The sequence below is a fragment of the Chromobacterium sp. ATCC 53434 genome, from assembly GCF_002848345.1.
Lineage (GTDB): Bacteria > Pseudomonadota > Gammaproteobacteria > Burkholderiales > Chromobacteriaceae > Chromobacterium.
This window is the reverse complement of the sequence record NZ_CP025429.1, coordinates 3700710-3727124: the sequence shown is the minus strand read 5'-3', so window position 1 is coordinate 3727124 and position 26415 is coordinate 3700710. Positions and strand designations below refer to the sequence as shown.

23 protein-coding genes are annotated in these 26415 nt (G+C 65.9%); 9 read left to right on the top strand and 14 right to left on the bottom strand.

Translation table 11 applies throughout. The features are described 5' to 3' along the window. Positions 1 to 40: 40 nt before the first annotated feature. Positions 41 to 2395, top strand: a complete 2355-nt coding sequence (locus CXB49_RS16390; protein WP_101709394.1) for a heavy metal translocating P-type ATPase — start codon at positions 41 to 43, stop codon at positions 2393 to 2395. Positions 2396 to 2500: 105 nt separating this feature from the next. Here the strand turns inward: CXB49_RS16390 and CXB49_RS23965 are convergent, their stop codons facing one another. Next, positions 2501 to 3214 (bottom strand): putative metalloprotease CJM1_0395 family protein, encoded by a 714-nt coding sequence (locus CXB49_RS23965; protein WP_199406704.1) that lies wholly within the window; start codon positions 3212 to 3214, stop codon positions 2501 to 2503. Between the two features lie 145 nt (positions 3215 to 3359). Between CXB49_RS23965 and CXB49_RS16380 the strand changes: the two genes are divergently transcribed. Both CXB49_RS16380 and CXB49_RS16375 read left to right on the top strand, forming a co-directional pair. Next, positions 3360 to 3839 (top strand): acyl-CoA thioesterase, encoded by a 480-nt coding sequence (locus tag CXB49_RS16380; RefSeq protein ID WP_101709393.1) that lies wholly within the window; start codon positions 3360 to 3362, stop codon positions 3837 to 3839. Positions 3840 to 3889: 50 nt separating this feature from the next. After that, positions 3890 to 4564, top strand: coding sequence for a TIGR01621 family pseudouridine synthase (locus CXB49_RS16375; protein WP_101709392.1), 675 nt, complete (start codon positions 3890 to 3892; stop codon positions 4562 to 4564). A gap of 4 nt (positions 4565 to 4568) precedes the next feature. Here CXB49_RS16375 and CXB49_RS16370 read toward each other — a convergent pair whose 3' ends face one another. The 5 genes from CXB49_RS16370 to CXB49_RS16350 form a co-directional block, all read right to left on the bottom strand. Next, complete coding sequence (locus tag CXB49_RS16370; protein ID WP_101709391.1) at positions 4569 to 5381, bottom strand: ChbG/HpnK family deacetylase; 813 nt, start codon at positions 5379 to 5381, stop codon at positions 4569 to 4571. A 55-nt stretch (positions 5382 to 5436) separates the two neighbouring features. Continuing rightward, positions 5437 to 5826 (bottom strand): GtrA family protein, encoded by a 390-nt coding sequence (locus CXB49_RS16365; protein ID WP_101709390.1) that lies wholly within the window; start codon positions 5824 to 5826, stop codon positions 5437 to 5439. Further along, on the bottom strand, positions 5823 to 6836 hold the full coding sequence (locus tag CXB49_RS16360; protein WP_101709389.1) for a glycosyltransferase family 2 protein: 1014 nt from the start codon (positions 6834 to 6836) through the stop codon (positions 5823 to 5825). The genes CXB49_RS16365 and CXB49_RS16360 overlap by 4 nt, the downstream gene beginning before the upstream one ends. Before the next feature lie 14 nt (positions 6837 to 6850). Further along, on the bottom strand, positions 6851 to 8320 hold the full coding sequence (locus CXB49_RS16355) for a glycosyltransferase family 39 protein (RefSeq protein WP_101709388.1): 1470 nt from the start codon (positions 8318 to 8320) through the stop codon (positions 6851 to 6853). Between the two features lie 127 nt (positions 8321 to 8447). Next, a complete protein-coding gene (locus tag CXB49_RS16350) occupies positions 8448 to 9824 on the bottom strand; it encodes a peptide MFS transporter (protein WP_101709387.1) in 1377 nt (458 codons plus the stop codon). A 467-nt stretch (positions 9825 to 10291) separates the two neighbouring features. On the opposite strand from CXB49_RS16350, the gene CXB49_RS16345 reads away from it, so the two are divergent. Then, positions 10292 to 10768, top strand: coding sequence for a YbaK/prolyl-tRNA synthetase associated domain-containing protein (locus CXB49_RS16345; protein WP_101709386.1), 477 nt, complete (start codon positions 10292 to 10294; stop codon positions 10766 to 10768). Continuing rightward, complete coding sequence (locus CXB49_RS16340) at positions 10765 to 11112, top strand: hypothetical protein (RefSeq protein WP_101709385.1); 348 nt, start codon at positions 10765 to 10767, stop codon at positions 11110 to 11112. The genes CXB49_RS16345 and CXB49_RS16340 overlap by 4 nt, the downstream gene beginning before the upstream one ends. Before the next feature lie 33 nt (positions 11113 to 11145). Here CXB49_RS16340 and CXB49_RS16335 read toward each other — a convergent pair whose 3' ends face one another. The 6 genes from CXB49_RS16335 to ccoN all read right to left on the bottom strand — a co-directional run bounded on the left by CXB49_RS16335 (position 11146) and on the right by ccoN (position 16401). Continuing rightward, the gene (locus CXB49_RS16335; protein ID WP_101709384.1) at positions 11146 to 11679 is read right to left on the bottom strand and encodes a FixH family protein; all 534 of its coding nucleotides are present in this window, start codon (positions 11677 to 11679) and stop codon (positions 11146 to 11148) included. A 3-nt stretch (positions 11680 to 11682) separates the two neighbouring features. Beyond that, positions 11683 to 13116, bottom strand: a complete 1434-nt coding sequence (gene ccoG / locus CXB49_RS16330; protein ID WP_101709383.1) for a cytochrome c oxidase accessory protein CcoG — start codon at positions 13114 to 13116, stop codon at positions 11683 to 11685. Between the two features lie 108 nt (positions 13117 to 13224). After that, on the bottom strand, positions 13225 to 14154 hold the full coding sequence (gene ccoP, locus CXB49_RS16325) for a cytochrome-c oxidase, cbb3-type subunit III (RefSeq protein WP_101709382.1): 930 nt from the start codon (positions 14152 to 14154) through the stop codon (positions 13225 to 13227). After that, positions 14151 to 14342 (bottom strand): cbb3-type cytochrome c oxidase subunit 3, encoded by a 192-nt coding sequence (locus tag CXB49_RS16320; RefSeq protein WP_101709381.1) that lies wholly within the window; start codon positions 14340 to 14342, stop codon positions 14151 to 14153. Before CXB49_RS16320 ends, ccoP begins: the two co-directional genes overlap by 4 nt. A 3-nt stretch (positions 14343 to 14345) precedes the next feature. Continuing rightward, positions 14346 to 14960: a cytochrome-c oxidase, cbb3-type subunit II gene (gene ccoO, locus CXB49_RS16315; protein ID WP_101709380.1), complete on the bottom strand. Its 615-nt coding sequence runs from the start codon at positions 14958 to 14960 to the stop codon at positions 14346 to 14348. 16 nt (positions 14961 to 14976) lie between these two features. Beyond that, positions 14977 to 16401 (bottom strand): cytochrome-c oxidase, cbb3-type subunit I, encoded by a 1425-nt coding sequence (ccoN, locus tag CXB49_RS16310; RefSeq protein WP_101709379.1) that lies wholly within the window; start codon positions 16399 to 16401, stop codon positions 14977 to 14979. Between the two features lie 461 nt (positions 16402 to 16862). On the opposite strand from ccoN, the gene CXB49_RS16305 reads away from it, so the two are divergent. Together CXB49_RS16305 and pepN are read left to right on the top strand one after the other, a co-directional pair. Then, positions 16863 to 18656 carry a M61 family metallopeptidase gene (locus tag CXB49_RS16305; RefSeq protein ID WP_101709378.1) on the top strand — a complete coding sequence of 598 codons (1794 nt, stop codon included), beginning with the start codon at positions 16863 to 16865 and terminating at the stop codon, positions 18654 to 18656. 94 nt (positions 18657 to 18750) lie between these two features. Next, positions 18751 to 21369, top strand: a complete 2619-nt coding sequence (pepN, locus tag CXB49_RS16300; protein WP_101709377.1) for an aminopeptidase N — start codon at positions 18751 to 18753, stop codon at positions 21367 to 21369. 65 nt (positions 21370 to 21434) lie between these two features. Here pepN and CXB49_RS16295 read toward each other — a convergent pair whose 3' ends face one another. Together CXB49_RS16295 and CXB49_RS16290 are read right to left on the bottom strand one after the other, a co-directional pair. Then, entirely contained in the window at positions 21435 to 21860 is a 426-nt protein-coding gene (locus tag CXB49_RS16295; protein WP_101709376.1) for an Hsp20/alpha crystallin family protein, read from the bottom strand. A 116-nt stretch (positions 21861 to 21976) separates the two neighbouring features. Then, a complete protein-coding gene (locus CXB49_RS16290; protein ID WP_158300915.1) occupies positions 21977 to 23683 on the bottom strand; it encodes an ABC transporter substrate-binding protein in 1707 nt (568 codons plus the stop codon). 73 nt (positions 23684 to 23756) lie between these two features. On the opposite strand from CXB49_RS16290, the gene CXB49_RS16285 reads away from it, so the two are divergent. Next, a complete protein-coding gene (locus CXB49_RS16285; protein WP_158300914.1) occupies positions 23757 to 24959 on the top strand; it encodes an MFS transporter in 1203 nt (400 codons plus the stop codon). Positions 24960 to 25017: 58 nt separating this feature from the next. After that, positions 25018 to 25938 (top strand): alpha/beta hydrolase, encoded by a 921-nt coding sequence (locus CXB49_RS16280; protein WP_101709374.1) that lies wholly within the window; start codon positions 25018 to 25020, stop codon positions 25936 to 25938. The last annotated feature ends 477 nt before the right edge of the window (positions 25939 to 26415 follow it).

Genomic DNA, 26415 nt, shown 5'->3' with positions numbered 1-26415 from the left:
CAGGGTTTCTAATGTGCCCAGACTACCAATGGAGGCGCATATGTCAAGCGCGACGCGTTATCGCAAGGCCGCACTGCCGCAACAGAGCCCGCAACATGCCCACGGCGGCGACTGCTGTTCGGCCAAGGCCGAGGCGGCGCTGGCCCTGGACGGCACCGAGCCGCGGACGCATCGGCATGCCGACGACCACGGGCATCATGATCATCAGCATGACCACCGGCATGGCGGGGCCTGCGGCCACGCGCATGATCACGAGCATGCCGCGCCGACCGCGGTGAAACTGGGGGACGGCGAGGGCGCCAGGCAGTCGCGGCTGCAGATCCAGGCGATGGACTGTCCGACCGAGGCCAGGCTGATCGAGAAGGCGCTGGCCGGCATCGACGGCATCGTGGCGCTGGAATTCAACTTCATCGAGCGGGTGTTGCTGCTGCGCCACGACCTGCCGCAGCTGGACGACGTCAAAAGCGCCATCGCCAAGGTCGGCATGCGGGCGGTGGAACTGGACGACGGCGAGTCCGCCGCCGCGCCGCAGGCGCCGAGCCGCCGCGCCAATCTGTTGCTGGCCGCGTCCGGACTGACCGCGGCGGCGGCCGAGGCGGCCGCCTGGAGCCTGGGCGACGGCAAGCCCGCGGTGGCGGCGCTGGCGCTGGGCTCGATTCTGTTGGCCGGCGTGCCCACGTTGAGAAAAGGCTGGATCGCGCTGTCCAGCCGCACGCTGAACATTCATTTCCTGATGTCGGTGGCGGTGATGGGCGCGATGCTGATCGGCCAGTGGCCGGAGGCGGCGATGGTGCTGTTCCTGTTCGCCATCGCCGAGCGGCTGGAGGCGATGTCGCTGGCCCGTGCCGGCGAGGCGGTGCGCGCGCTGATGGCGCTGGCGCCGGAGACCGCCTGGGTGGCCGACGGCGCCGGCTGGCGCGAGACGCAAGCCGCCGACGTGGCGGTGGGCAGCCGGGTGCGGGTGCGCCCCGGCGAGCGGGTGCCGCTGGACGGCGGCATCGTCGACGGCCACAGCAGCTTCAACGAGGCCAGCATCACCGGCGAGAGCCTGCCGGTGGACAAGGGGCCCAAGGACGCGGTGTTCGCCGGCAGCATCAACGGCAGCGGCGTGATCGAGATCGAGACGACGGCCCTGGCGTCCGGCTCGGTGCTGGCGCGCATCATCGCCACCGTCCGCGACGCCCAGGCGTCCAAGGCGCCGACGCAGCGCTTCATCGACCGCTTCGCCGCGGTCTACACCCCGGTGGTGCTGATGCTGGCGCTGGCCTTCGCCGTCGCCGCGCCCTTACTGGGCCTGATGCCGTGGCACCAGGCGATCTACAGCGCGCTGGTGATGCTGGTGATCGCCTGCCCGTGCGCGCTGGTGATCGCGACGCCGGTGACCGTGGTCAGCGCGCTGGCCTCGGCCGCGCGCCACGGCCTGCTGGTCAAGGGCGGCGCGCCGCTGGAGATGGCGGCCCGCATCGACACCGTCTGCTTCGACAAGACCGGCACGCTGACCCGCGGCGAGCCGCGCGTCACCCGCGTGATCGCGCTGGACGGCGGCGGCGAGGAGGCGGTGCTGGCCCAGGCGGCGGCGCTGGACGCCCATTCCACCCACCCGCTGGCGCGGGCGGTGCTGGACGAGGCGGCGCGCCGGCGGGTGGCGGCTCCGGCGGCGGCGCAGGTCAGCGAGCTGATCGGTCGCGGCGTCAGCGGCCGCGTCGACGGCCGCGCGCTGCAACTGGGCAGCCGCCGGTTGGCCGAGGAGCAGGGTGCGCTGTCGCCGTTGCTGGAGCAGACGCTGCAGGCGCTGGATGTGGCGGGCGAGGGCGCGCTGGTGCTGCTGGACGGCGAGCGGGCGCTGGGCGTGCTGGCGGTGGCCGACCAGGTGCGGCCGGAGGCGGCCGAGACCATTACCCGGCTGAACCGTCTCGGCGTGCGCTCGGTGATGCTCAGCGGCGACAGCCCGCAGGCGGTGCGCTCGGTGGCGCGGCTGACCGGCGTTTCCGCCGCGCACGGCGGCCTGCTGCCGCAGGACAAGCTGCGCTTCATCGAACAGTTGCAGGCCGGCGGCAAGGTGGCGATGGTCGGCGACGGCGTCAACGACGCGCCGGCGCTGGCCCGGGCCGATCTGGGCATCGCGATGGGCGCGGCCGGCTCGGACAGCGCGCTGGAAACCGCCGGCATCGCGCTGATGGACGACAGGCTGTCGCGCTTGGCCGACCTGATCGAGCACGCCCGCCGCAGCGCGCGGGTGCTGAAATTCAATATCGCCGTCGCGCTCGGCATCAAGCTGGTTTTCTTCGGCCTGGCGCTGGCCGGCGTGGCCAGCTTGTGGATGGCGGTGTTCGCTGACGTCGGCACCAGCCTGATCGTCATCGCCAACGGCCTGCGGCTGGCGCGGCGGGTTTAGACCTTAGAGCCTGTTTACGATCATTCTACGAGTATCGCAGGCCGGCCAGCAGGCCAGATGCAAGGTGGCGCATCCGGCAGAAAACCGCCGATGCCGCAAAAAGATTTAGGCGTAGGTGTCGACATTGCCGCCCTTGGCCTGCTGGCTGCCGGCCGGGGCGGAGGCCTGCTGCATTTTCTGCAGCGGGCTGAGGTTCTGATTGCCGTTCTGCTGCTGCAGCAACTGCGAGCGCGCCTGCTGCTCCATCTGCGAGGCCTCGGCCGCCACCGCGCGGTCCTGGCCGGACGGGTCCGACGGCGCCAGCGCGGCGGCGCGCACGGTCTGGGCGTTCTGTATCGTTTCCTGCGGCGTGTGGCCCTGGCTCAGCCGGATCGGCACCTCGCCGCCTATCGCGTATTGCCTGCCGTCCGGCCCCTGCTGATAGGTGAAGCTGGCCGCGCCGGCCAGCGCGCCGCCGGCGGCCTGGTGGGCGGCCTCGTGGCGGCGCACGTCGGTGTCGCGCGACTTCAACTCTTCCACTTCCTTTTGCTGGGCGTCGTTCAGCGGCTTGCCGTCCGGCGCCTTGGGCGCGGCGGCATTGGTCTGCTGGGCGGTTTGCGCATTGCCGGAGCCGTTCTGGCCGGAGGCGTCGCCGCCGGTCTTGTCGCCGGCCGAGGGCGGCGCGGCGGCGTTGGCGGTTTGAGGCGCGGCGGCGTCGCCGGCGCTGGAAACGGGCGCAGCCTGCGAGCACAAGGCTTGGCAGGCTGGACATTGGCAGTTCGGTCCGTGCATCGGGGCCGAGTAGCCGCCGTAGCCCCCGGAGATGCTGGAAATGGACATGGAAGAACTTCCTTCTCCAGAGCCTGCCCGCGATCTTTTTCCGGCATGAAGATCGTGAACAGGCTCTACTATTTCAGTATAGAAGCGACGCTGCCCGATTCCAATCGGCGTGGCAAAATGTCGGCCTTGAAATCAGGAGACAGCAATGAGCGAGCAGGCCCAGGGACAACGCGAACTGACGATGTCGGTATTGATGACGCCGGACATGGCCAATTTTTCCGGCAATGTCCACGGCGGCGTGCTGCTGAAGCTGCTGGACCAGGTGGCCTACGCCTGCGCCAGCCGTTACGCCGGCAGCTATGTGGTGACGCTGTCGGTGGACCAGGTGCTGTTCAAGCAGCCGATACACGTCGGCGAGCTGGTGACCTTCCTCGCCAGCGTCAACCATGTCGGCCGCACCTCGATGGAGGTCGGCATCAAGGTGGTGGCGGAAAACATCCAGACCCGCGGCCAGCGCCACACCAACAGCTGTTACTTCACGATGGTGGCCTACCAGGACGGCAAGCCGGTGGCGGTGCCGACGCTGGTGCTGGAAACCGAGGAGCAGCGCCAGCGTTTCCGCGCCGCCGAGATCCGCAAGCAGCTGCGCATCGAGTTGCAGCAGCGCAAGGATGCCGGGCAGTGAGGCCGGAGGCAGGCGCCGAGACGGCGGTTTCCCCTTCCCCGCGCGGATCGATGTACACGCTGATCCACAGCGATCCCCGTTTCTATCTGGTGGACAAGCATCCCGGCGTCGGTTTCCACCGCGAGGGCGAGGAGCCGGGCCTGATGGACGCGCTGCGCGCCAGCCTCGGCGACGAGGCGCTGTGGCCGGTGCACCGGCTGGACCGCATCACGTCCGGCCTGATCCTGGTGGCGCGCTCGGCCGAGGCGGCGCGGCTGCTCGGCGACGCGCTGGCGGCGCGCGAAGTGGAGAAATATTATCTGGCGCTGTCGGACCGCAAGCCGCTGAAAAAGCAGGGCCGCGTCGCCGGCGACATGGAAAAGGGCAGGGGCGGCGCCTGGCGGCTGACGGCGGGCCGGGACCATCCGGCCGTCACGCAGTTCTTCAGCTATTCGCTGCAGCCGGGGCTCAGGCTGTTTCTGCTGAGGCCGCGCACCGGCAAGACCCATCAGTTGCGGGTGGCGATGAAGTCGCAGGGCGCGCCGATACTGGGCGACGCGCTATACGGCGGCAGCGCCGCCGACCGCGGCTATCTGCACGCCTATGCGCTGCGTTTCGAGCTGGACGGCGAGCGTTTCGCCTTCGTCCGCCCGCCCGCCGCCGGCGAGCGCTTCGCGGCGGAGCCGTGCCTCGCCAGGCTGGCGGAGCTGGCCGAGCCGTGGGCGCAGCCGTGGCCGGACGCGTGAGCGTTTACGCCGCGACGGCGGTCTCTACCGGGAAGCGGGCGATGGCGATCTGGTGGCGGCGGCACAGTTCGGCGAAGGCGTCGCCGGCCAGATAGTCGAACTCGCGGCCGCGACAGGCGGCGATCGGATCGTCGGCGTCGCTTGCCGGCAGGCCGGGGTGGCACATGATCAGCGCCCGGTCAGGGCAGCGGGCCAGCCAGGCCTGCATCAGGCCGGCGAAGTCGGCCTGCGGCGTCAGCGAGTACATGCCGCCGAACCACGGCGTGGTGGCGAAGCCGCGCTCATGGGCCTGCTCGTCGAAATTGATGCAGACGCTGCGCAGCACCAGCGATTTGAGCCGGTTGTCGCCGGGATGGCCCAGCCTGTCCGGCGAACGCAGATAGGGCAGCGGATTCTGCTGCCAGCGGCGCTGGATCGCGTCGAACAGCGCGTCGCGTATCACCGGCAGCGCGTGCACGTGCTGGTGGCCGTCGACGAAGTCCGGCAGCCGGCCGAAGTGTTCGGCGAAGCGGTCTATCTGCGACAGCGCCTCGTCGCGCAGCGCCGCCAGCGACAACTGGCGCAGCTGGCTCTTCATCAGCCAGTGCGACAGCGGCTTGGCCGGCGTCTCGAAGGCGTGGGTCAGATTGAAGTGCAGGCCGACGTCGGCCCGATCGGCCCTGGCCTTCAACTCGCCCGCCAGCTCCGGCCAGCGCGGGGACTGGCTGAGCACGCTGGTGGCCGACAGGCGGCCGGCGTCGATCAACTGCAGTATGCCGGCGCTGATCCTGCCGGACTGGGCGAAGTCGTCGGCGCAGAGTGTCAATCGTTTTGTCATGGACGGTATGACTACGGCCTGAGGCAAAAGTTTAGCGGGCGCCGCCGGGCCATGGTTAATTTGTTTGAGGCGTCGAGGCGAAGGCCCACAGCTTGCCCAGCGCGAAGGTCAGCGCGGCGACGCCGAACAGCACGATGGCCAGCGAAACCCGGTAATCGAGCGGCGCGTAGCGCAGCAGCAGGAAGTAGGCCGCCTCGTTGACGCAGAAGCTCAGGCAGGACACGCCGAAGAAACGCGGCAGCGCCTGGCGGTGCGGCACGTGGCGAGCCTCGAAGGTGAAATGGCGGTGGCCCCAGTAGCTGATCTGGAAGGCGCCGAGAAAGCCCAGCGCGTTGGCGATCAGCGGCGGCACGCCCAGCGGCACCAGCGCCAGCGTCACCAGCGCGAAATGCAGCAGCATCGCCGACACGCCGACGACGCCGAACCAGAACAGTTGCCGGCTCATGCTCGCTCGTCGTCCCTGGGCTTGCTGATGCGGCTGATCAGATAGGTCGGGCGGCCCTTGACCTCGTTGAAGATGCGGCCGACGTACTCGCCGAGTATGCCTATCGACAGCAACTGCACGCCGCCGAGGAAGGTGACGGCGACTACCAGCGTCGGCCAGCCGCTGACCGGGTTGCCGAACAGCAGCGTGTGCACCAGCTCCCACAAGGCGTAGCCTATCGACAGCAGCGAGATCACGCAGCCTATCAGTGTCCAGATGCGCAGCGGCATATTGGAGAAGGAGGTCAGGCCGGTCAGGCCCAGGCCCAGCAGGCTGCGGAAATTGAAGCTGCTCTTGCCGGCGCGGCGCTCCCGCGTCTGCGTCTCCATCGCCAGCTGGGTGAAGCCCACCCAGTTGTACAGGCCCTTCATGAAGCGGTTGCGTTCCGGCATCTGCCGCAGCGCCTCCAGTATGCTCTTGTCCAGCACCCGGAAGTCCTGGGTGTTTTCCGGAATCTTCAGCGGCGCGCCGGTGTTCAGCAGCGCGTAGAACACGCGGGTGAAGGCGCGCTTGGCCAGCGTCTCGTTGTCGCGGTTGGCGCGCACGCTGTAGACCATGTCGTAGCCGTCGCGCCATTTGTCCAGAAACACCGGCACCATTTCGGGCGGGTGCTGGAAGTCGCCGTCTATCAGCACCGCCACGTCGCCGGCGATATTGTCTATGCCGGCGGTCAGCGCGATTTCCTTGCCGAAGTTGCGCGACAGCTGGATCAGCGTCGCCGGCAGCCGGGTGGCGGCCTCCAGCACCTTGGGCACGGTGTCGTCGCGGCTGCCGTCGTCGACGACCACCAGCTCGTGCCGGTAGCCGCGCTCGGACAGCAGCCGGTGCAGCGTCTCCAGCATAGGCACGATGTTTTCCGACTCGTTGTAGGCCGGGATCAGGCAGCTGACCAGCGGGTCGGCCGGCCGTTCGGCGGCGTGCAGCGCCAGCAGATAGGGCGGGACGAAGCCGGGAGTGCGGGTGTCGGTCATGGTTCTGTCCGGAGTCAGTGGCCGGCGGCCGGTTTCAGCAGCAGCATGCGGTCCTTCATCACCGGGAACTCGGCGGCGCGGACATAGGCCGCGGCGACGGCCGGCGGCAGGCTGGCGTAGTCGCGTTGCTCGGTGGCGATCCAGCTGCCCGGATGGGCGGCCAGGAAGTCGGCCAGCGCCTGCGGCTTGGCGGTGGTGCGCACCTTGCCCTGGCTGTAGAACTCGGCCGAGAATTCGCGGCGGCTGTCCCAGTACATCAGCATCGCGTCCGGCGACGGCTGCCCGGCCTGCCAGGCGGCGATCACCGGCTTCTGCGTGCGGAAGTAGCGGGCGCCGTCATGGCGCTGCAGACCGATGGCGACCAGCACCAGGACGCCGGAGGCCAGCGCCAGCCACGGCAGCGCGCGGCCGGCGCGCGGGCCTGGGTCGCGGCGCCACAGCTCGGCCATCAACAGCGCCGCGCCGGGCAGCATCGGCAGCGAGTATGGGAAGATGATGTTGCCGGACATCGTGAAGAACAGCAGCGTCATCACGGTCCACAGCGACAGATACAGCAGCCAGCCGTCATTGTCGCCGGCGCGGACGATGGCCGGCAGCCGGCGCGCGCGGCAGGCCAGCCAGGCCAGCATCGCCAGCGACCACGGGAACAGCGCGCCCAGCGCGTACGGCCAGATCATGCCGCGCGGCGTGGCGTGGGCGAAGCCGTACTTGTCGCCCTTCCAGCCGGCGTCGAGGAAGCGGCTGACGTGCTCGCCCATGATGAAGTAGTCGAGGAAGCCCGGCGTGCGGATTTCGGCCCAGGCGTACCACGGCGCGGCGATGGCGGCGGCGAGCAGCGTGCCGGAAATCCACGGCAGCTCGCGCCACAGCCGCTTCCATTCATTGCGTATCAGCACCCAGAAGAAGATGGGCATGCCGACCAGCACCACGTCCAGCGGACCCTTGGCCAGCATGCCCAGGCCCAGGCCGGCGAAGAAGGCGTAGCGCCACAGCCGGCCGCCGCCGTGCATCGCGCGCCAGAACGCGACCTGGCTCAGCGTCACGCAGAACATCAGCGACGGGTCGGTCATCACGGTGCCGGCCGCGCCGTAGAACAGCAGGCCGCCGGCCAGCATCAGCGCGGCGGCCATCGCGGCGTCGTCGCCGGCGCGGCGGCGCATCAGGCCGGCCGTCAGCCACAGCGTGGCCAGCGCCAGCAGCAGCGCCGGCAGGCGGGCGGCCAGCTCGTTGACGCCGAAGATGCCCATGAAGGCGGCCGACAGCCAGGTGGACAGCGGCGGCTTGGCCCAGAACGGCACGCCGTAGTCGTGCAGCGGGGTCACCCAGTTGCCGGTCTCCAGCATCTTGCGGGCGATCTCGGCGTAGCGCGCCTCGGTGGTGTCGGTCAGCGGGATCGCCCATAGCGCCAGCAGGCGGATGGCCAGCAGCGCCAGCAGGGCATAGCCGGCGGTTTTCCGCCAGGAGGAAGTTGCAGCGGTAGTCATCCGTAATCTTGTTTTCAAACGGGGTACAGGATCGGCGCAAGGCTATCACAGACCGCAGTCGGCGTCTGCCCGTTGATCCAGCAAAAACGCCACCCGGAGGTGGCGTTTCGGTGCGGATGGCGCGCGCTTACTGGCGGCCGTGCATCATCTTCTTCAAGACCGAGGACAGCGCGAACAGCACGATGGAGCTGGCGCCGGCCATGATCACGAACAGCATGAAGAAGTCGTGCAGATTGGTGATGGCGTGGCCGAGGAAGTACGGCACCGGCTTGGCCGGATCCGGGTACAGCTCGGACAGCGTGCCGGCGAACTTGTTGGCGGCGGCGGAGGACAGGAACCAGATGCCCATCATCAGACCGGTGAAGCGGGCCGGCGACAGTTTCACCACCAGCGACAGGCCGATAGGCGACAGGCTCAGTTCGCCGAAGGTGTGCAGCACATACAGGCTGACCAGCCACAGCATGCTGACCTTGACGCCCGGCGCCAGGCCGTCGACGCCGAAGGCGATCACCAGGTAGCCCAGCGCCAGGAAGAACAGGCCGAGCGCCATCTTGGCCGGCGACGACGGTTCCATGCCCTTGTGGCCCAGCTTGGTCCAGATCCAGGCGAAGATCGGCGCGAAGATCACCACCGAAACCGGGTTCAGCGACTGGAAGAAGGAGGCCGGAACCACGTAGCCCAGCAGATTGCGGTTGGTCTGCTCTTCGGCGAAGAAGGTCAGCGAGGCGCCGGCCTGCTCGAAGGCGGACCAGAAGAAGATAACGAAGGCGGACACGATCAGGATCACGGCCAGACGCTGCTTCTCGATGGCGGTCAGCGGCGCGTGGACCACTTTTTCTCCGCTCTCGTGGTGGCGCTTCGGCGCCAGGCCGATCGGCTTGCCTTCCGGCGTCACCAGGTATTTGTTCTTGAACAGCGAGAACACGGCCAGCGACAGCAGCATGCCGATGCCGGCGGCCATGAAGCCCCACTTGAAGTCGCCCGGATTGCCGGTGTCGCCCAGCGTGCCGCATACCAGCGGCGCGATCAGCGAGCCGGTGTTGATGCCCATGTAGAAGATGGTGAAGGCGGAATCGACGCGCTTGTCACCCGGGGCGTACAGCTGGCCGACCATGGACGAAATGTTCGGCTTGAACAGGCCGTTGCCGGCGATCAGCAGGCCCAGGCCGCCGTACAGCAGCGCCGAGGCGGTCGGAACATTGGTCTCGTGCAGCGAGCCGGAGAAGAACAGCATGAATTGGCCGAGGGCCATCAGGACGCCGCCGGCCAGGATGGAGCGGCGGTTGCCCCAGTAGCGGTCGGCGATGTAGCCGCCGATCAGCGGAGTGAAGTAGACCAGGCCGGTGTAGGTGCCATAGATGTCCGAGGCATGGGCCTTGTCGAACAGCAGCGCTTTGATCATGTACAGCGTGAAGATGGCGCGCATGCCGTAGTAGCTGAAGCGCTCCCACATCTCCGTCACAAAGAGCAGATAAAGCCCCCTGGGATGCGATTGTGTAGACATAAGGGTTTCCTTCGAGTGACTTGGGACATCACCAGCAACGAGCGATGTTTTATGTTTTTTATGATTGCCTTGGATTTTGTAGGCAGCGCAAGATCATATCGAGGAAATGTTGAGATGTGAAAATTTTTTTAGAGAATTATTAATTACGTTGTAATATTTAGAGCATTGACTTTGGTTTTTTGATGATTTTTGCCAAAGGATAAAGCCGGTTTTCATGCGTTTTTCTCATATCGTTCATCGTAGACTGTATACAACTTGATACGTCAATACGATTTCTGTATCGATTTCTTGCGGCGGCGACGGGGCGCCGGCGGCCGCCGGACCGGTCCGCCGCTGTCGTTTTTCCGCCAAGACGGCCGCCGGGTCTTCGATGCCGCCGCCGGCGCGAGGCGGTCTTGCTTTTGCCTCCGCTTGCCGCCATGTTGGCGATATCGCGCCGCATTGGGCGCACCGGCAGGAGGGAAGACATGTTTGAGCGTTTGCGGCAGTGGCTGGAGGCCGGCGGCGCCCGTTTCCGGGTGGTCGAGCATCCGGCTGAGGGCGGCTCGCACGCGGTGGCGGCGCTGCGCGGCACCGAGATCGGGCAGGGCGCCAAGGCGATGCTGTGCCGCGTCGTCGACGCGCCCGGACACTATGTGCTGGCGGTGCTGCCCGGCGACGAGCGGGTGGACTTCGCCAAGGTGGCCGCAGCCGTTGGCGCGCGCAAGGTCAAGCTGGCCGACGCGGCCGACGCCGAGGCCGTCACCGGCTGCGTGATCGGTTCGATTCCGCCGTTCAGCTTCGATCCGGCGATCCGCCTGGTCGCGGACCCGCAGCTGCTGGCGCGCTACCGCGAGATCGCCTTCAACGCCGGCCGGCTGGACGCGTCCATCGTGCTGGACGGCGACGACTACCGCCGGCTGGCCCAGCCGTTGCTGGCCGACATCCGCAAGGAGGCGCCATGAGCGAGGCGGGGTTCGAAGCGCTGGCGGGCTACGCGCGGGCCATCATGGGCGGCGCCGGCGCCGAGCGCGTCGTCGGCCGCGAGGAAAGCCGCCGCAGCTGGCGCGAGGCGGACTGCGAGGTGACGCTGAGGGAGTGCGTCTACCGTTTCGACAACGGCGTGGCGATACGCCGCAGCATCGAGGTCGACGACTACCCGAGCGAGCTGGCCTGCTCCGAATGCTGGATCAGCTACGAGGTGCTGGCGCTGGGGGCCTCGCCGGGCATCGCCCCGCCGCGCAAGAGCTTCGACAGCGGCTGCCGCGAGGCCTTCTGGCTGCGTTACCACTCGGACGCGACCATCTGACGGCGGCCCGCCTGCGGGCCGTCTCGTCCCGCTTCAGTTCGCAGCCGGCTCCAGCTTGGGCTGGCCCAGCTGCATCACCGGTCCTTGCGTCGTCTTCCATTCGCCGGTGATGCGCCATGTCTTGCCGTGGTCCTCGACCAACACATACCAGTGGTTGGCGTTGACCAGCGGCTTGGCCAGGATGCCCTGGTACAGATTGGGGCCGGCCATCGTCATCTCGGCGTTCTCGTCGAAGTCGTCCTGGGCCGGGTGCACCATGCGCAGCGCCAGCGTGTCCGGCAGCTTGACCTTGCTGCTGGTGATCAGGCGCAGGCTGCGGCCGTCGTTGCCGAACATCAGCTGGGCGCTCAGGCCCATCTGCGCCGCGGCCTTGTCGCGGCGCAGCTCCATATTGATGGCCTTGCCCTTCTTGTAATAGTCGTCGGTGACCAGGCCGTCATCCGACTTGATCGCGGCCGCCAGGAAGAAGATGCCGACGATGATGGACACCAGCGGGATGCCGAACAATATCCACGGCCAGGGTTCCTTGTACCAGGGGCGGGGCGGGTGGTGGGCGGTGTGCTGCATGCATTACTCTCCGATGAAGCTGGATTTTTCTTCCACGCGCAACGGCGGGTGGTTGACGGATTCTATGACGAAGTGGATCTCGTGGCTGCCCTTGGTGGCGTACTGCGGGTCGGCCTCGACATGCACGGTGACCGAGGCGGCGTCGGCGGCGCCGACACGGATCTCGGGCGTTTCCGCCTTGGCCTTCAGCGCCGGCAAGCCGGTGGCCGAGATGCGGAAGCGCTGCTCGCTGTCGGTGGTGTTGATGATCTTGACGGTATAGGTGTTCTCCAGCCAGCCCTCCTCGGTTTCGCGCACCAGCGAGGCGCGGTCGCGGATGATGTCCACCTTGAACGGCTTCCTCAGCGCCAGAGAGGTGATGGCGGCGCCGAACACGATGGCCAGCACCAGCACGTACATCACCACCCGCGGCCGTTTCAGCCGCGAGGCGATGGCTTTTTCCGGATACTTGCCCTCCAGCGCGTTTTCGGTGGTGTAGCGGATCAGGCCGCGCGGGTAGCTCATCTTGTCCATCACCTCGTCGCAGGCGTCGATGCAGGCGGCGCAGCCTATGCACTCGTACTGCAGGCCATTGCGGATGTCGATGCCGACCGGGCACACCTGGACGCAGATGCTGCAATTGATGCAGGAGCCGAGTCCCTGCGCCTGCGGGTCCGAACCCTTCTTGCGCGAGCCGCGCGGTTCGCCGCGGGCCTCGTCGTAGGAGATGATCAGCGTGTCGGCGTCGAACATCACCCCCTGGAAGCGGGCGTAGGGGCACATATACTTGCACACCTGCTCGCGCATGAAGCCGGCGAACAGATAGGTGAAGCCGGCGTAGAAGAACATCCAGAACATTTCCCACGGACCGTAGCCGAAGGTCGGCAGCGCCGCGGTCAGGCTGCGTATCGGCGTGAAGTAGCCGACCAGCGTGAAGCCGGTCCACAGCGAGAACGCGATCATGATCGCGTGCTTGATCGTTTTCAGCCTCAGCTTCCTCATGCTCATCGGCGCGGCGTCCAGCTTCATCCGCTTGCCGCGGTCGCCTTCGACCCACTGTTCTATCCACAGCATGATCTCGGTGTAGACCGTCTGCGGACAGGAATAGCCGCACCACAGCCGGCCGGCGATGGTGGTCCAGGTGAACAGGCCGAAGGCGCAGCACATCAACAGCGCCGCCAGATAGACGAAGTCCTGCGGCCAGATGGTCAGGCCGAACAGGTAGAACTTGCGGCCCACCATGTCGAAGAACACCGCCTGGCGACCGTTCCATTGCAGCCAGGGCAGGCCGAGATAGGCCAGCTGGGTGCCGAGCACGAACAGGACGCGGAAATTGTTGAACATGCCCCTGACCGCGCGCGGGTAGATTTTCTTCTGGGCTTCGTACAGCGAGACGGTGGCGCCGTCGCTGCCGGCGGTCTCGACCTTGACGGGGATCTTATTCAACGAGTCGGACATTGCGTTTTCCTGAACGGGACCCGGCGCGGCGTCAAACGATGCCGCCGGCCGGGGCCCGTGGTGGAGCAGGAGAGGGGCGCCGCCCGCCGGGCGGGCGGCGGGCCGGGTTTACTGCGGGGCTTTGGGGTTGTTGGACAGGCTCCAGACATAGGCGGCCAGCAGATGCACCTTGCCTTCGCCGAGGAAGTCCTTCCAGGCCGGCATCTGGTTGTTGCGGCCGTTGGTGACGGTCTCGATGATGGTCTTTTCGGTGCCGCCGTACAGCCAGTTGCCGGACGGGTGGGTCAGGTTGGGCGCGCCCAGTTGCTGATTGCCCTTGCCGTCGGGGCCGTGGCAGGCCGAGCACAGCGTGGCGAAGGTCTCCTTGCCGCGCGTGGCGCGCTCGGCGTCGAACTTCTTCTTGGTGACCGACAGCGACAGCACGTAGTTGGCCACGTCCTTGACCTTCTCCTCGCCGAGCACCGCGCCCCAGGCCGGCATCTGACCGTGGCGGCCGTGCAGGATGGTGGTCTTGATGGTGTCGGGCGAGCCGCCGTACAGCCAGTCATGATTCACCAGATTGGGGAAGCCCTTGGCGCCGCGCGCGTCGGCGCCGTGGCATTGCACGCAGTAGGTCTGGAACAGGCGCTTGCCCATTTCCTGCGCCTGCGGGTCGCCCGCCACCGCCTTCAGGTCCTGTTTCAGGAATTTGTCGTACAGCGGCTGGTACTTGGCCTCGGCCTTGGCGCGTTCTTCCTTGTACTGGCCGAGCGAGGTCCACTTGAAGTAGCCCTTGAAGTCGCCCAGGCCCGGATACAGCACCAGGTAGACGACGGCGAACAGCAGCGTCAGGTAGAACATCAACATCCACCAGCGCGGCAGCGGATTGTTGTACTCGGCCAGGTCTCCGTCCCAGACATGGCCGGTGATCTGGACTTCCTCCCCCTTGTTGACCGTGGTCTTGGACTGGGTGAATACCAGCAGGGTCAGCCAGATCAGGCCGCCCAACACGATCACGATAATCCAGATATTCCAGAAATCGCTTGTGAATTGACTCATTTTCTTGCTCCGCTGGAGGCCTGCTCGCGTCCGGCCTCCTCTACCTTGTCGTCATCGAGGAAGGGCAGGTTGGCTGCCTCCTCGTACCGGCTCCTGGAGCGTTTGCTATAGGCGATGATCAGCACCACGATGAAGAACGCGAAGCAGACCACGGTGAACAGCGAACGTCCGAACGTAACCCAGTCCATGGCTCAGCGCACATTCTTCAGCGCAAGGCCGAGGCCCTGCAGGTAGGCGACCAGCGCGTCCATCTCGGATTTGCCTTCGACCTGGGCCTTGGCTTCCGCGATGTCCTTGTCGGTGTAAGGCACGCCGACCTTGCGCAGCGCCTCCATCTTCAGCGGCATCACGTCGGCGTCCACCAGGTTCTTGGCCAGCCACGGGAAGGCGGGCATGTTCGATTCCGGCACCACGTCGCGCGGATTGGTCAGGTGCACGCGGTGCCATTCGTCGGAGTAGCGGCCGCCGACGCGGGCCAGGTCCGGACCGGTGCGCTTGGAGCCCCACTGGAACGGGTGGTCGTACACCGACTCGCCGGCCACCGAATAATGGCCGTAGCGCTCGGTTTCGGCGCGGAACGGGCGGATCATCTGCGAGTGGCAGTTGTAGCAGCCTTCGCGGATATAGATGTCGCGGCCGGCCAGCTGCAGCGAGGTGTACGGCTTGACGCCGGCTACTGGCTCGGTGACCGACTTCTGGAAGGCCAGCGGCAGGATTTCGACCAGGCCGGCGACGCTGACCACCAGCAGGGTCAGTACGATCAGCCAGCCGACATGTTCTTCTATCAGTTTCTGGATTTTGTCCATGATTGTTCTTGTCCGATTAGTGTGCTTGCGCGGTGATGGCCGGAATCTTGGCATCGACGGCGCGGCCGGCCGATACCGTGCGGAAGGTGTTGTAGGCCATCAGCAGCATGCCGGACAAATACAGGGCGCCGCCGAGGAAGCGCACGAAGTGGTACGGATAGGTGGCTTTGACCGCCTCGACGAAGGCGTAGGTCAGCGTGCCGTCCGCATTGAGCGCGCGCCACATCAGGCCCTGGGTGACGCCGGAAATCCACAGCGCGGCGATGTAGAGCACCACGCCGACGGTGGCGAGCCAGAAGTGGGCCTCGATCAGCTTGACGCTGTACATGGTGTCGCGGCCGAACAGGCGCGGAATCAGGTAGTACATCGAGCCGATGGTGATGAAGCCCACCCAGCCCAGCGCGCCGGAGTGAACGTGGCCGATGGTCCAGTCGGTGTAGTGCGACAGCGCGTTGACGGTCTTGATCGACATCATCGGACCTTCAAACGTCGACATGCCATAGAAGGATAGCGATACCACCAGGAACTTCAGCACCGGGTCGGTGCGCAGTTTGTGCCAGGCGCCGGACAAGGTCATGATGCCGTTGATCATGCCGCCCCAGGACGGCGCCAGCAGCACCAGCGAAAACACCATGCCGACCGACTGGGTCCAGTCCGGCAGCGCGGTGTAGTGAAGGTGGTGGGGACCGGCCCACATATAAGTGAAGATCAGCGCCCAGAAGTGCACCACCGACAGCCGGTAGGAATACACCGGGCGGCCGGCCTGTTTGGGCACGAAGTAGTACATCATGCCGAGGAAGGCGGCGGTCAGGAAGAAGCCCACCGCATTGTGGCCGTACCACCATTGCACCATCGCGTCGACGGCGCCGGCATAGACCGAGTAGGACTTCCACAGCGTCACCGGCACGAAGGCGGAGTTGACGATGTGCAGCAGCGCCACCGCCAGGATGAAGGCGCCGTAGAACCAGTTGGCCACGTAGATGTGCTGGACCTTGCGGATGGCGATGGTGCCGAAGAACACGATGGCGTACACGATCCAGACCACGGCGATCAACAGCTTGATCGGCCACTCGAGCTCGGCGTATTCCTTGGCGAAGGTGTAGCCGAGCGGAAGGGTGATCACGGCCAGCACGATGACCAGCTGCCAGCCCCAGAAGGTGAAGGCTGCCAGCTTGTCGGAAATCAGGCGGACGTTACAGGTGCGCTGCACCACATAATAGGATGTGGCGAACAGGCCGCAGCCCCCGAAGGCGAAGATGACGGCGTTGGTGTGCAGCGGGCGCAGCCGGCCAAAGTGGAACCACGGGCCGAAGTTGAGTTCGGGCCAGACCAGCTGGGCCGCGATGATGACGCCCACCAGCATGCCGACTATGCCCCAAACTACGGTCATGATGGCAAACTGGCGCACCACCTTATAGTTATAAGTGGGTTGCGTTTCCATTTAAGGTTATCTCCAAGGTTGCTAACTTCAGAACACGACAAACCATGGCGGCTTGAACTTCGCGCCTGCAACCCAATCTGGAGGGGAAGGCTAGAGGCAAGCCGCGGGGAACCGAATCTGCAAAGTTGAACCAGGTGCTTGACCTGTATCGATAGGCTTTGATGTCTGTATTAGCAGTTCGCAGGCCGTTTCGACAGCACCAAATTTCCACTTGACCAATGCCGTTATTCTAAAACAATTGCAATGTGCGAGCCAGAAGCATAATCAGCATGATCGGTCCCGGTATGTCTTTTCCTGCGTCGTTTCAAGAGTAGCGATGTGAACAGTTCATATTGCCACTCATGCAATTGTATTGGTCTGTCGGCGCCACTCATTGATATGGATCAATACGGCATAAATGACGGCGCTAAATACGCGCCGATGCTAGAATCATCAGGTTTTGCAACGCTTGCAGGCTGCTCATGACCCTCTCCGCTCCCGTACACTACACGCTGCGTCCGGCCTCGCCGCAGGCGCATCTGTTCGATGTCACCGTCACAGTCACGCACCCGGCCAAGAATGGCCAGGTGTTTTTTTTGCCGACGTGGATTCCCGGCAGTTATATGATCCGTGAATTTTCCAAACACATCGTCAGCCTGGCCGCGGAGGCTGGCGGCAAGGCGGTGCCGCTGCGGCAGCTGGCGAAGAACCGCTGGCAGGCGGCGCCGGCCAAGGGCGAGCTGACGCTGCGCTATCAGGTCTACGCCTTCGACCTGTCGGTGCGTGGCGCCTATTTGGACGGCGAGCGCGGCTTCTTCAACGGCACCAGCGTGTTTCTGGCGGCCGAGGGCTACGAGAACGAGTCCTGCACCGTGGACATCCAGGCGCCGGACGGAAAATTTCATGCCAATTGGAAAGTGGCGACCAGCCTGCCGGCGGTCGACGTCAAGAAGAAGAGCGGCTTCGGTCTTTACCGGGCGGCTGACTACGACGAATTGATCGACCATCCGGTGGAACTGGGCGATTTTCACAAGGTCAGCTTCAAGGCCTGCGGCGTGCCGCACGAGTTTGTCGTCTCCGGCCGATTCCAGGCCGATCTGAAGCGGCTGGCCGACGACTGCAAGAAGATCTGCGAATACCAGATCAGGCTGTTCGGCGAGCCGGCGCCGTTCGATCGCTATGTGTTCATGCTCTTCGTCGGCAAGGATGTCTACGGCGGTCTGGAACATCGGGCGTCGACGGCGCTGGTGGCCAACCGCGACGATCTGCCGGCGCCGGGCGCGGCCGAGATCGGCGACGGCTACCTGAAACTGTTGGGCCTGATCAGCCACGAATACTTCCACAGCTGGAACGTCAAACGGATGAAGCCGGCGGCGTTCGCGCCGTACGACCTGAACCGCGAGGGCATGACCCGTCTGCTGTGGGCCTTCGAGGGCATCACCTCCTACTACGACGACCTGACCCTGGTCCGCTGCGGCCTGATAGACGAGAAGCGCTATCTGGGTCTGTTGGCCGAGACCATCACCGGCGTGCAACGCGGCGCCGGCAGACTGAAGCAGACGCTGGAGCAATCGAGCTTCGAGGCCTGGACCAAATACTACCGCCAGGACGAGAACAGCCCGAACAGCATCGTCAGCTATTACACCAAGGGTTCGCTGGCGGCGCTGGCGCTGGATCTCGTCATTCGTCGCGACAGCAAGGGCAAGCAATCGCTGGACGATGTGATGCGCGCGCTGTGGAGCAAGTGGCTGGCCGACGGCAAGGGCCTGGAAGAGGACGAGTGGGAGAAGATCGCGATCGAGACCACCGGCCTGAAACTGAAACCGTTCTTCGATCTGGCCTTGCGCAGCACCGAGGATTTGCCGTTGGCCGAGCTGTTGGCGAGCCAGGGCGTGGAGCTGAAATTCGAGGCGGCGCAGGGCGCGTCCGACCGCGGCGGCGTCGTCGACGCCTTCGCCGGCAAGCCGGCGCCGCTGACGCTGGGCGCCAGGACCGCGGCCGATGCCGCCGGCGTCCGGCTGGTCCAGGTGCTGGACGGCGGCGCCGCCCAGCAGGCCGGCCTGTCCGGCGGCGACGTGGTGGTGGCGGTGGACAAGCTGCGCGCCTACGATTTGGACAAGCAGCTTGCCCGGCTTCAGGCCGGCGACACGATCAAGCTGCATGCCTTCCGCCGCGACGAGTTGATGACTTTCGAGCTCGTTGCGCAAGCGGCGTCCGACGATACCTGCCGCCTGAAACTGGCGGCAGGCGGCGGCAAATGGATTGCGGGCCGCTGACCAAGCGGCCGGCATGTCGACAATAAGCGGCGTCGATCAGGCGCCGCGCTGTCTATGAATGAGACCGGCGGGGACGCCGGCCCAAGGAGGATACATGGCGCAGCAGCCAGAAGTGAAATATCGCAACGATTACCGGGCTCCGGCCTTCCTGATCGACCGCGTCGATCTGGTGTTCGACATCGAAGACGCGTTCACCCGCGTGCAGTCGCGGCTGGTGGTGACTCGCAACGACGGCAGCGTCGATGCCGACCTGAAGCTGGACGGCAGCGCCAAGCTGGTGTCGGTGCTGCTGGACGGCGAGAGGCTGGACGAGGGCCGCTACCGTCTCGCAGACGACGTGCTGACGGTGAGTCAGGTGCCGGACAGCTTCATTCTGGAAGTGGAGACCGAGCTAGACCCGGCCGCCAACACCAGCCTGATGGGCCTGTACGCGTCCGGCGGCAATCTGTTCAGCCAGTGCGAACCGGAAGGCTTCCGCAAGATCACCTATTATCTGGACCGTCCGGACGTGATGGCCAAGTTCACCACGACGATCAAGGCCGACAAGCAGAAGTACCCAGTGCTGCTGTCCAACGGCAACAAGGTCGGCGAGGGCATGGTCGACAAGAAGCGCCACTGGGTCAAATGGGTCGATCCCTACCGCAAGCCGTCCTATCTGTTCGCGCTGGTGGCCGGCAAGCTCGTGGCGCTGAAGGACAAGTTCGTCACCATGCGGGGCCGCGAGGTGGCGCTGGAGATCTGGACCGAGCCGGCCGACCAGGACAAGACCGCCCACGCGATGGAGTCGGTCAAGCACTCGATGAAGTGGGACGAGGAGCGCTTCGGCCTGGAGTACGACCTCGACATCTATATGATCGTCGCCGTCGGCGACTTCAATATGGGCGCGATGGAGAACAAGGGCCTCAACATCTTCAACACCAAGTATGTGCTGGCGCGCCAGGATACCGCGACCGACGCGGACTTCGAGGATATCGAGGCGGTGATCGGCCACGAATACTTCCACAACTGGACCGGCAACCGCGTCACCTGCCGCGACTGGTTCCAGCTGTCGCTGAAGGAAGGCTTGACCGTCTACCGCGATCAGGAATTCAGCGCCGACATCTACAGCCGCGCGGTCAAGCGCATCGAGGACGTCAAGGGCCTGCGGATGGCGCAGTTCCCCGAGGACGCCGGCCCGACCGCGCACCCGATCCGCCCGGACAGCTATATCGAGATGAACAACTTCTACACGATGACCGTGTACGAAAAGGGTTCTGAAGTGGTGCGGATGTACGAGACGCTGCTGGGCCGCGACGGCTTCCGCAAGGGCATGGACTTGTACTTCAAGCGCCACGACGGCCAGGCCGTCACCTGCGACGACTTCCGCGCCGCGATGGCCGACGCCAACGACGCCGACCTGTCGCAGTTCGCGCTGTGGTACAGCCAGGCCGGCACGCCGCGCCTCGCCGTGTCGTCCCGCTACGACCCGGCCGGGCAAAGCTATACGCTGACCGTCAAGCAGAGCTGCCCGGCCACGCCGGGACAGCAGAACAAGTTGCCCTTCCATATTCCGCTGGCGCTGGGCCTGGTCGGCGCCGACGGTCGCGATCTGCCGCTGCGCCTGGCCGGCGAGGCCGAGGCCGTCGGCGTCTCGCGCGTGCTGGACGTCAAGGCCGCCGAGCAGAGCTTCACCTTCGTCGACGTCCCGGCCGAGCCGGTGCCGTCGCTGCTGCGCGGCTTCTCCGCGCCGGTGAAGCTGGAGTACGACTGGCGCGACGAGCAGCTGGTGTTCCTGATGGCCAACGACAGCGACAGCTTCTGCCGCTGGGAAGCCGGGCAGATTTTCGCCGAGCGCCTGTTCAAGCAGCTGATCGTCGACGCCGCCGCCGGCCGCGAACTGCAACTGTCGGCCACCTTCGTCGGCGCCTTCCGCTCGGTGCTGAAGGACCTGAGCCTGGACCCGGCGTTCAAGGCGCTGATGCTGAGCCTGCCGGCCGAGAGCGAGATTCTGGAGATGGTGGACAACGCCGATCCGGCGGTGATCCATCAAGTGCGCGAATTCGTGCTGGACCAGCTGGCGCAGGCGCTGCGCGGCGAATGGCGCGAAGCTTACGAGCTGAACCTGACCCGCGACTACAAGCCGCAGGACTCCGGCAAGCGCAGTCTGAAGAACCGCGCGCTGTGGATGCTGAACCGGCTGGACGACGCCTGGCCGGCCGAGGTCGCCGGCAAGCAGTGCCTGGACGCGGACAATATGACCGACCAGATGGGCGCGCTGCTGGCGCTGCGCGACCGCGACGGCCAGGAGCGCGACGCCTGCTTCACCGCCTTCGGTTCGCGTTGGCAGCAAGAGGCGCTGGTGATGGACAAGTTCTTCACGCTGATCGGCAGCAGCCAGCTGGAAGGCACGTTGCAGCATGTGCAGGCAGCACTGCATCACCCGGCGTTCAGCATCCGCAACCCGAACAAGGTGCGCGCGCTGCTGGGCGCCTTCGGCGGCAATCTGTTCCACTTCCACGCCGAGGACGGCAGCGGCTACCGCTTCCTGGCCGACCGCATCCTGGAACTGGACGCGATCAATCCGCAGGTCGCCAGCGGTCTGAGCCGCGCCTTCCGCCGGCTGCTGAAGCTGGAGCCGGGCCGGCAGGCGAAGATGCGCGCCGAGCTGGAGCGGCTGGCCAAGGCCGAGTTGTCGAAGGACGTCTACGAGATCGTGTCCAAGATCCTGGCCTGATCCCGCTTTGATGTCGTCAAAAAACGCGCCGGGAAACCGGCGCGTTTTTTATTGCCGCAGCCTGCTTATTCGATCCGCAGCCGTTGGCCGGCGCCGCCGTTGCGCCGTTTCGGCAGCGTCAGGTTCAGCACGCCGTTCTCGTAGCGGGCGCTGGCGGTTTCGCGGTCTATGTCCTGCGGCAGCTGGAAACTGCGCGACACCAGGCCGTAGTAGCGCTCGTTGCGCAGCGGGCGCTCGTCCTTGCCCTGCTGGTCGTACTGCCGGACTTCGGCCTTGATCGTCACCAGCGCGCCGTCGATCTCCACATGGATGTCCTCCTTGCCGACGCCGGGCAACTCGGCCTCGACCTGGTAAGCCTCGCCGGTTTCCTTGACGTCCATCTTGATCTGCGCCGGCAGCGCGTCGCCGTGCAAGGGCTTGACCAGGAAACCCGGCGTGAAGTCGCGGAAAAACTCGTCAAACAGGCTATGGCGGGCGGGCAGCATGCTCATTTGCTTCTCCTTTCAGTTCATGGGCTTACGACGGATTCGCCGTCCTGTAGCCAAAGATGAGGCGCATGTCCGCGCTTTCAAGAGGCGGTGCGCGTCCGGATTTGACGCGCGTCAATTCAGCCGCGCAGCCACAAGCCGGCGAAGTCGGTCCAACCGTTGCCGCCCAGCTGCAGGCCGGCCAACTGAGGGCTGGCGTCGTGGCCCAGCGTCTCGTGCGACAGCGGCAGCATCCAGCCTTCGGCCACCAGCCAGTCGCCGGCGCGGCGGTAGCCGTCCTCGCGCGCGGCGAATTCCGGCTCGGCCTGCAGGCGGCGCATGTCCCGGGCCAGGCGGGCGGAGGCGTCGGGCGACAAGCCCAGCTGCAGCGTGCTGCAGCCGCTTAGCCATTCGAACATGCCGTAGTCGCGGTCGTCGTGCAGCAGCTCGCTGCACAGGATCAGGTCGGCGCGGTCGCGCCAGCCGGCGCTGCCGAAGAATTCGCGCCGCGACAGACCATGGATCTCCAGCGCGATGCCCGACTGCGCAAGCCGTTTCGCCAGCGCGTCGGCCAGCGGCGGGAAGCAGGGCAGATCGTAATGGAACAGCGTCAGCCGCGCGCCGTCCAGCCGCGGCGGCGGAGCCGGCGCCGGGCGCGGATGACGCCAACCGGGTTGCAGCCCCAAGGCCGGCGCGCGCTCGTCGCAATCGGCCACCGGATGCGGCTCGGCCAGGAAGCGCATCAGCGGCAAGCGCTGCTCGGCCGCCACGCGGATGCTGCGCGGCGACAGCAGCAGATAGGTGCAGGCCGATTGCAGCATGGTGGCGCCGCGCAGATTGCCGTATTCCAGCCGCAGGTGGAAATCCTGTTCGGCCGGGGACGGGATGATCCACAACTCGATCGCGTCCAGCAGCGCGCGCTCGCGGTAGTGCTGGTCGAAGGCGGCCAGTTTCAGCCGTTGCGGGCTGAGCAGCTCGACGCGGAACGGCCCGCTGCCCACCGGCATGCGCTCGAAATCGGCGCCGCGCCGCATCGGCACGATGGACGAATTGGCGGTGGCCAGCCGCTGCGGCCACAGCCGGTCGGCTTCGGACAGCCGGCAGCTGAACGACAGCGCGTCGTGCACGTCCACCCGTTGCAAGTGGGCGTACAGCGAGTGGTAGGGATTGTCCGGCCGCTTCAGTCTGAGCAGGCTGGCGGCGGCGGTTTCGGCGTCCAGCGGCCCGCCGTCGTGGAAACGCAGGCCGGGACGCAGCCAGAAGCGCCAGTTCCGGCCTGCCGCGTCGGCTTCCCAGTGATGGGCCAGCGCCGGCCGCAGTTCCTGGCCCAGGCGGTCGTGGCGGCACAAGCGGTCGAATATCTGCCGCACCAGATGCGATTCCAGCCGGGAGTCGACGTGCTGGGGATCCAGCGTCAACGGCGCGTGCGGTATCGGGATGCGCAGGCTGCGCCCGCTGTCGCCGGCGCCAAGGTGCTGCGGCAGGGCGGCCAGCAAGCGCTGTTGCCGGGCCGGTTCCAGCCGGGAAAAAGCCTGTTCCAGCTGGCCGCGCGCCAGCATGCCTTGCAACTGCTGCCATTCCAGTTCGTCCGGCCGCTGCAGCAGCCTGAGCGTGGAGCGGTGGCCGCGTCCGCGGCCGGCCCGCCACTCCAGCCAGCCCCGTTCGCGCATCCTGGCCAGTTGCAGCCGGGCGTTGCGCTCGCCGCAGCGCCACAGTTCGGCCAGCTGCGGCAGGCCGGGCTGGGCCGGGGCATCGCCATAGGCCGCATAGAGTTGCTGATATTGCTGCTGCAGCCGCATAGCCGTTCCTGGTGGGTGGGTAGGATAAAAGCGGAAGTATTTATTCATGGGTGCATCCATTTTTACATTCCGCTTTATCGGCAATACTGCAGCGGTTCCCTTTGCTTTACAAGGTGTTGTCGTGGATCTGCGTTCTTCCGTGGTGCGGCGCGTGCTGCTGTCTTCCTTTTTGCTGTCCCTGTCGCGGGCGGTGATTTCTCCGCTGCTGGTCCTGGCGCTGGGCAAGCAATTGCAGTTGTCGGTGCAGGCCACCGGCGCCTTGCTGGCCGCGGTGCTGTTCGCCTCGGCCCTGCTCGGCCTGTATGGCGGCTACTGGCTGGACCGGCTGCCGCGCGGCCCGGCCTTGCGCGGCGCGGCGGTGGCGATGGGCGCCGGCAGCGTCTTGCTGCCTTACGGCCACAGTTACGCGACGGTGGTGACGGCGCTGGCGGCGGGCGAGCTGGCGATGGTGGTGTACGGCATCGCGGTGAAGGCGATACTCAGCGACGTGGTGGCCGAGCAATGGCGCAGCAAGGCGTTTTCGATGCGCTACACGCTGGCCAATGTCGGCTGGGCACTGGGACCGATGTTGTGCGCCGGCATGTTGTTCTGGCACGAGACGGCGCCGTACTGGCTGGGCGGCCTGCTGGCGCTGGCCGGCCTCGCGGCCCAGCCCAGGCTGCCGGAGCGGCGGCACGATCCGGCCGAACTGCCCGACGGTTTCGCCGCGACGCTGCGCACGCTGGCCGGCGACCGGGTGCTGGTATGGTTCACCGTCAGCAGTCTGCTGGCCTACGTGGTCTATGGCCGTTTTTCCGGCTACCTGCCGCTGTACCTGCTGACGCGGATGGACGAGGCCGAGGCGATGCGATGGATGTCGGCGCTGATCAGCTGCAACGCCGTCGTCGTGGTGCTGCTGCAATACCCGCTGGGCCGGCTGCTGAAGCCGAACCGGCTGATGCGGGCCATCGTCGGCGGCTTCCTGCTGATCGGCGCCGGCATGCTGTGGCTGGGCAGCGTGGACAGTCTGCCGTGGATGTGCGCGGCGATCGTCTTGTTCACGCTGGGAGAGATCGTGCTGGTGCCGGCCGAGTATCTGTATATCGACGCGATCGCGCCGGACGCGCTGAAAGGCAGTTATTACGGCGCGCAGAACCTGGCCTCGCTCGGCGGCGCGCTGGGGCCGGCGATGGTCGGCGCGCTGTTGTCGCATGGACCGTCCTGGGTGGTGTTCGCGATGCTGGCCTTGCTGTGCGTGGCCGGCGCGGGGCTGGCGCTGTTCGGCGAGCGCTTGCGGCGGGGCGACGCACGGGCGGCTTTTCCTTTGCCGGGTTCTTTGTCATGATCAATCGTTTGCTTGAATCGCCGCGCAGACGGCGAGGGCATCACCGAGCGAGGAGACCATGGAGAAACTGCAGCAGGATTTGTGGGTGCCGGTCGGCGACGGCGAGCGCCTGTACCTGAAACGCATTTGCGGCCGAGTCGGCGGCGAGCCGGTGCTGATGGTGCACGGCGTGATGGCCAACGGCCGTACCTTCTATACCGAGTCGGGCAAGGGCCTGGCCCATTATCTGGCCGACGCAGGCTACGATGTCTACGTCGCCGATCTGCGCGGCCGAGGCCGCAGCACGCCGAAGACCGGCCCGCGCTCGCGTCACGGCCAGACCGAGACCATCTGCGAGGACCTGCCGGCGCTGCATGCCTTCGTCCGCGAGCACGGCGGCGGCAGGCGCGTGCGCTGGATCGCGCACTCCTGGGGCGGCGTGCACATGACGAGCTGTCTGGCGCGCTTTCCGTCTATCGCCGCCCAGGTGGCCAACGCGGTGTATTTCGGTTCCAAGCGCAGCGTCCGGGTGCGCAATCTGAACAAGTGGATCGAGGTCGATTTCCTGTGGAGCATCGCCGCGCGCTGCTTGATCAAGGCCTGCGGTTATCTGCCGGCGCGGCGCATCGGCCTGGGCGCCGACGACGAGAGCGACAAGAGCCATCTGCAGAGCAAATTGTGGGCGCAGCCTAGGCCCTGGGTGGACAGCGACGACGGTTTCGATTACGCCGCCGCCGCGCGGGGCGGCCATCTGCCGCCGATACTGTATTTCGCCGCCGCCGCCGACCCCTGCCGCGGCCATCCGGACGACGTTCGCCGTTTCCGCGACGAGTCCGGTCCGCATGTGTCGCGGCTGCATCTGCTGGCGAAGCGCGCCGGCAATCTGCACGACTACAACCATGTGTCGCTGCTGACCCATCCGGACGCGCCGCGCGACCACTTCCCGCTGGCCCTGGACTGGCTGGCCGGACGCTACGACCAGGTGGCGGAGAATTATTGAGCCTGTTCGGCCGGCAGGGGCGGGCCGGCCATCGGCCCGGTCTTCTCCGGCCGCGGCCCCCTCCGTCGCTGCGGATGCCAGGCGTTCGGTGAAAATCCCCGCGCGGCATGCTTCATCAAAATCGGTGTCGATAGTGGAAATGCCTGCTGGCGAAGCGTGCGAGAAAATGGCCGGGAAGCGATTTTGACGCTTTCTGCTTTTTTAGCCGAATTGGCGGATTAATATTGGCGCCTGCTGTATTTGATTGATGTTGATCATTATCAAGTCTTGTCTGTTTTAAATATGTTTGGTTTTGAATGTATTCCGACCGCGAACCGATAAGGTAAACGATAATTTCCGATAAACGCGACAGGAGTTAAAGCGCTGTTTTATTCAAATATGGGACATGATGAATAAGTACGGCCAATAATGGCCTTGTTTTACTCAGTTTGAATTTTTGGCTGGCGTTTCTTTTGCCTGGAAACTGTATTGACAGCC

Bases quoted from the DNA above. Each gene is read 5' to 3' on its own strand.
- CXB49_RS16390 (WP_101709394.1), top strand. From the start codon at position 41: ATGTCAAGCGCGACGCGTTATCGCAAGGCCGCACTGCCGCAACAGAGC.
- CXB49_RS23965 (WP_199406704.1), bottom strand. From the start codon at position 3,214: ATGTCCATTTCCAGCATCTCCGGGGGCTACGGCGGCTACTCGGCCCCG.
- CXB49_RS16380 (WP_101709393.1), top strand. From the start codon at position 3,360: ATGAGCGAGCAGGCCCAGGGACAACGCGAACTGACGATGTCGGTATTG.
- CXB49_RS16375 (WP_101709392.1), top strand. From the start codon at position 3,890: ATGTACACGCTGATCCACAGCGATCCCCGTTTCTATCTGGTGGACAAG.
- CXB49_RS16370 (WP_101709391.1), bottom strand. From the start codon at position 5,381: ATGACAAAACGATTGACACTCTGCGCCGACGACTTCGCCCAGTCCGGC.
- CXB49_RS16365 (WP_101709390.1), bottom strand. From the start codon at position 5,826: ATGAGCCGGCAACTGTTCTGGTTCGGCGTCGTCGGCGTGTCGGCGATG.
- CXB49_RS16360 (WP_101709389.1), bottom strand. From the start codon at position 6,836: ATGACCGACACCCGCACTCCCGGCTTCGTCCCGCCCTATCTGCTGGCG.
- CXB49_RS16355 (WP_101709388.1), bottom strand. From the start codon at position 8,320: ATGACTACCGCTGCAACTTCCTCCTGGCGGAAAACCGCCGGCTATGCC.
- CXB49_RS16350 (WP_101709387.1), bottom strand. From the start codon at position 9,824: ATGTCTACACAATCGCATCCCAGGGGGCTTTATCTGCTCTTTGTGACG.
- CXB49_RS16345 (WP_101709386.1), top strand. From the start codon at position 10,292: ATGTTTGAGCGTTTGCGGCAGTGGCTGGAGGCCGGCGGCGCCCGTTTC.
- CXB49_RS16340 (WP_101709385.1), top strand. From the start codon at position 10,765: ATGAGCGAGGCGGGGTTCGAAGCGCTGGCGGGCTACGCGCGGGCCATC.
- CXB49_RS16335 (WP_101709384.1), bottom strand. From the start codon at position 11,679: ATGCAGCACACCGCCCACCACCCGCCCCGCCCCTGGTACAAGGAACCC.
- ccoG (WP_101709383.1), bottom strand. From the start codon at position 13,116: ATGTCCGACTCGTTGAATAAGATCCCCGTCAAGGTCGAGACCGCCGGC.
- ccoP (WP_101709382.1), bottom strand. From the start codon at position 14,154: ATGAGTCAATTCACAAGCGATTTCTGGAATATCTGGATTATCGTGATC.
- CXB49_RS16320 (WP_101709381.1), bottom strand. From the start codon at position 14,342: ATGGACTGGGTTACGTTCGGACGTTCGCTGTTCACCGTGGTCTGCTTC.
- ccoO (WP_101709380.1), bottom strand. From the start codon at position 14,960: ATGGACAAAATCCAGAAACTGATAGAAGAACATGTCGGCTGGCTGATC.
- ccoN (WP_101709379.1), bottom strand. From the start codon at position 16,401: ATGGAAACGCAACCCACTTATAACTATAAGGTGGTGCGCCAGTTTGCC.
- CXB49_RS16305 (WP_101709378.1), top strand. From the start codon at position 16,863: ATGACCCTCTCCGCTCCCGTACACTACACGCTGCGTCCGGCCTCGCCG.
- pepN (WP_101709377.1), top strand. From the start codon at position 18,751: ATGGCGCAGCAGCCAGAAGTGAAATATCGCAACGATTACCGGGCTCCG.
- CXB49_RS16295 (WP_101709376.1), bottom strand. From the start codon at position 21,860: ATGAGCATGCTGCCCGCCCGCCATAGCCTGTTTGACGAGTTTTTCCGC.
- CXB49_RS16290 (WP_158300915.1), bottom strand. From the start codon at position 23,683: ATGAATAAATACTTCCGCTTTTATCCTACCCACCCACCAGGAACGGCT.
- CXB49_RS16280 (WP_101709374.1), top strand. From the start codon at position 25,018: ATGGAGAAACTGCAGCAGGATTTGTGGGTGCCGGTCGGCGACGGCGAG.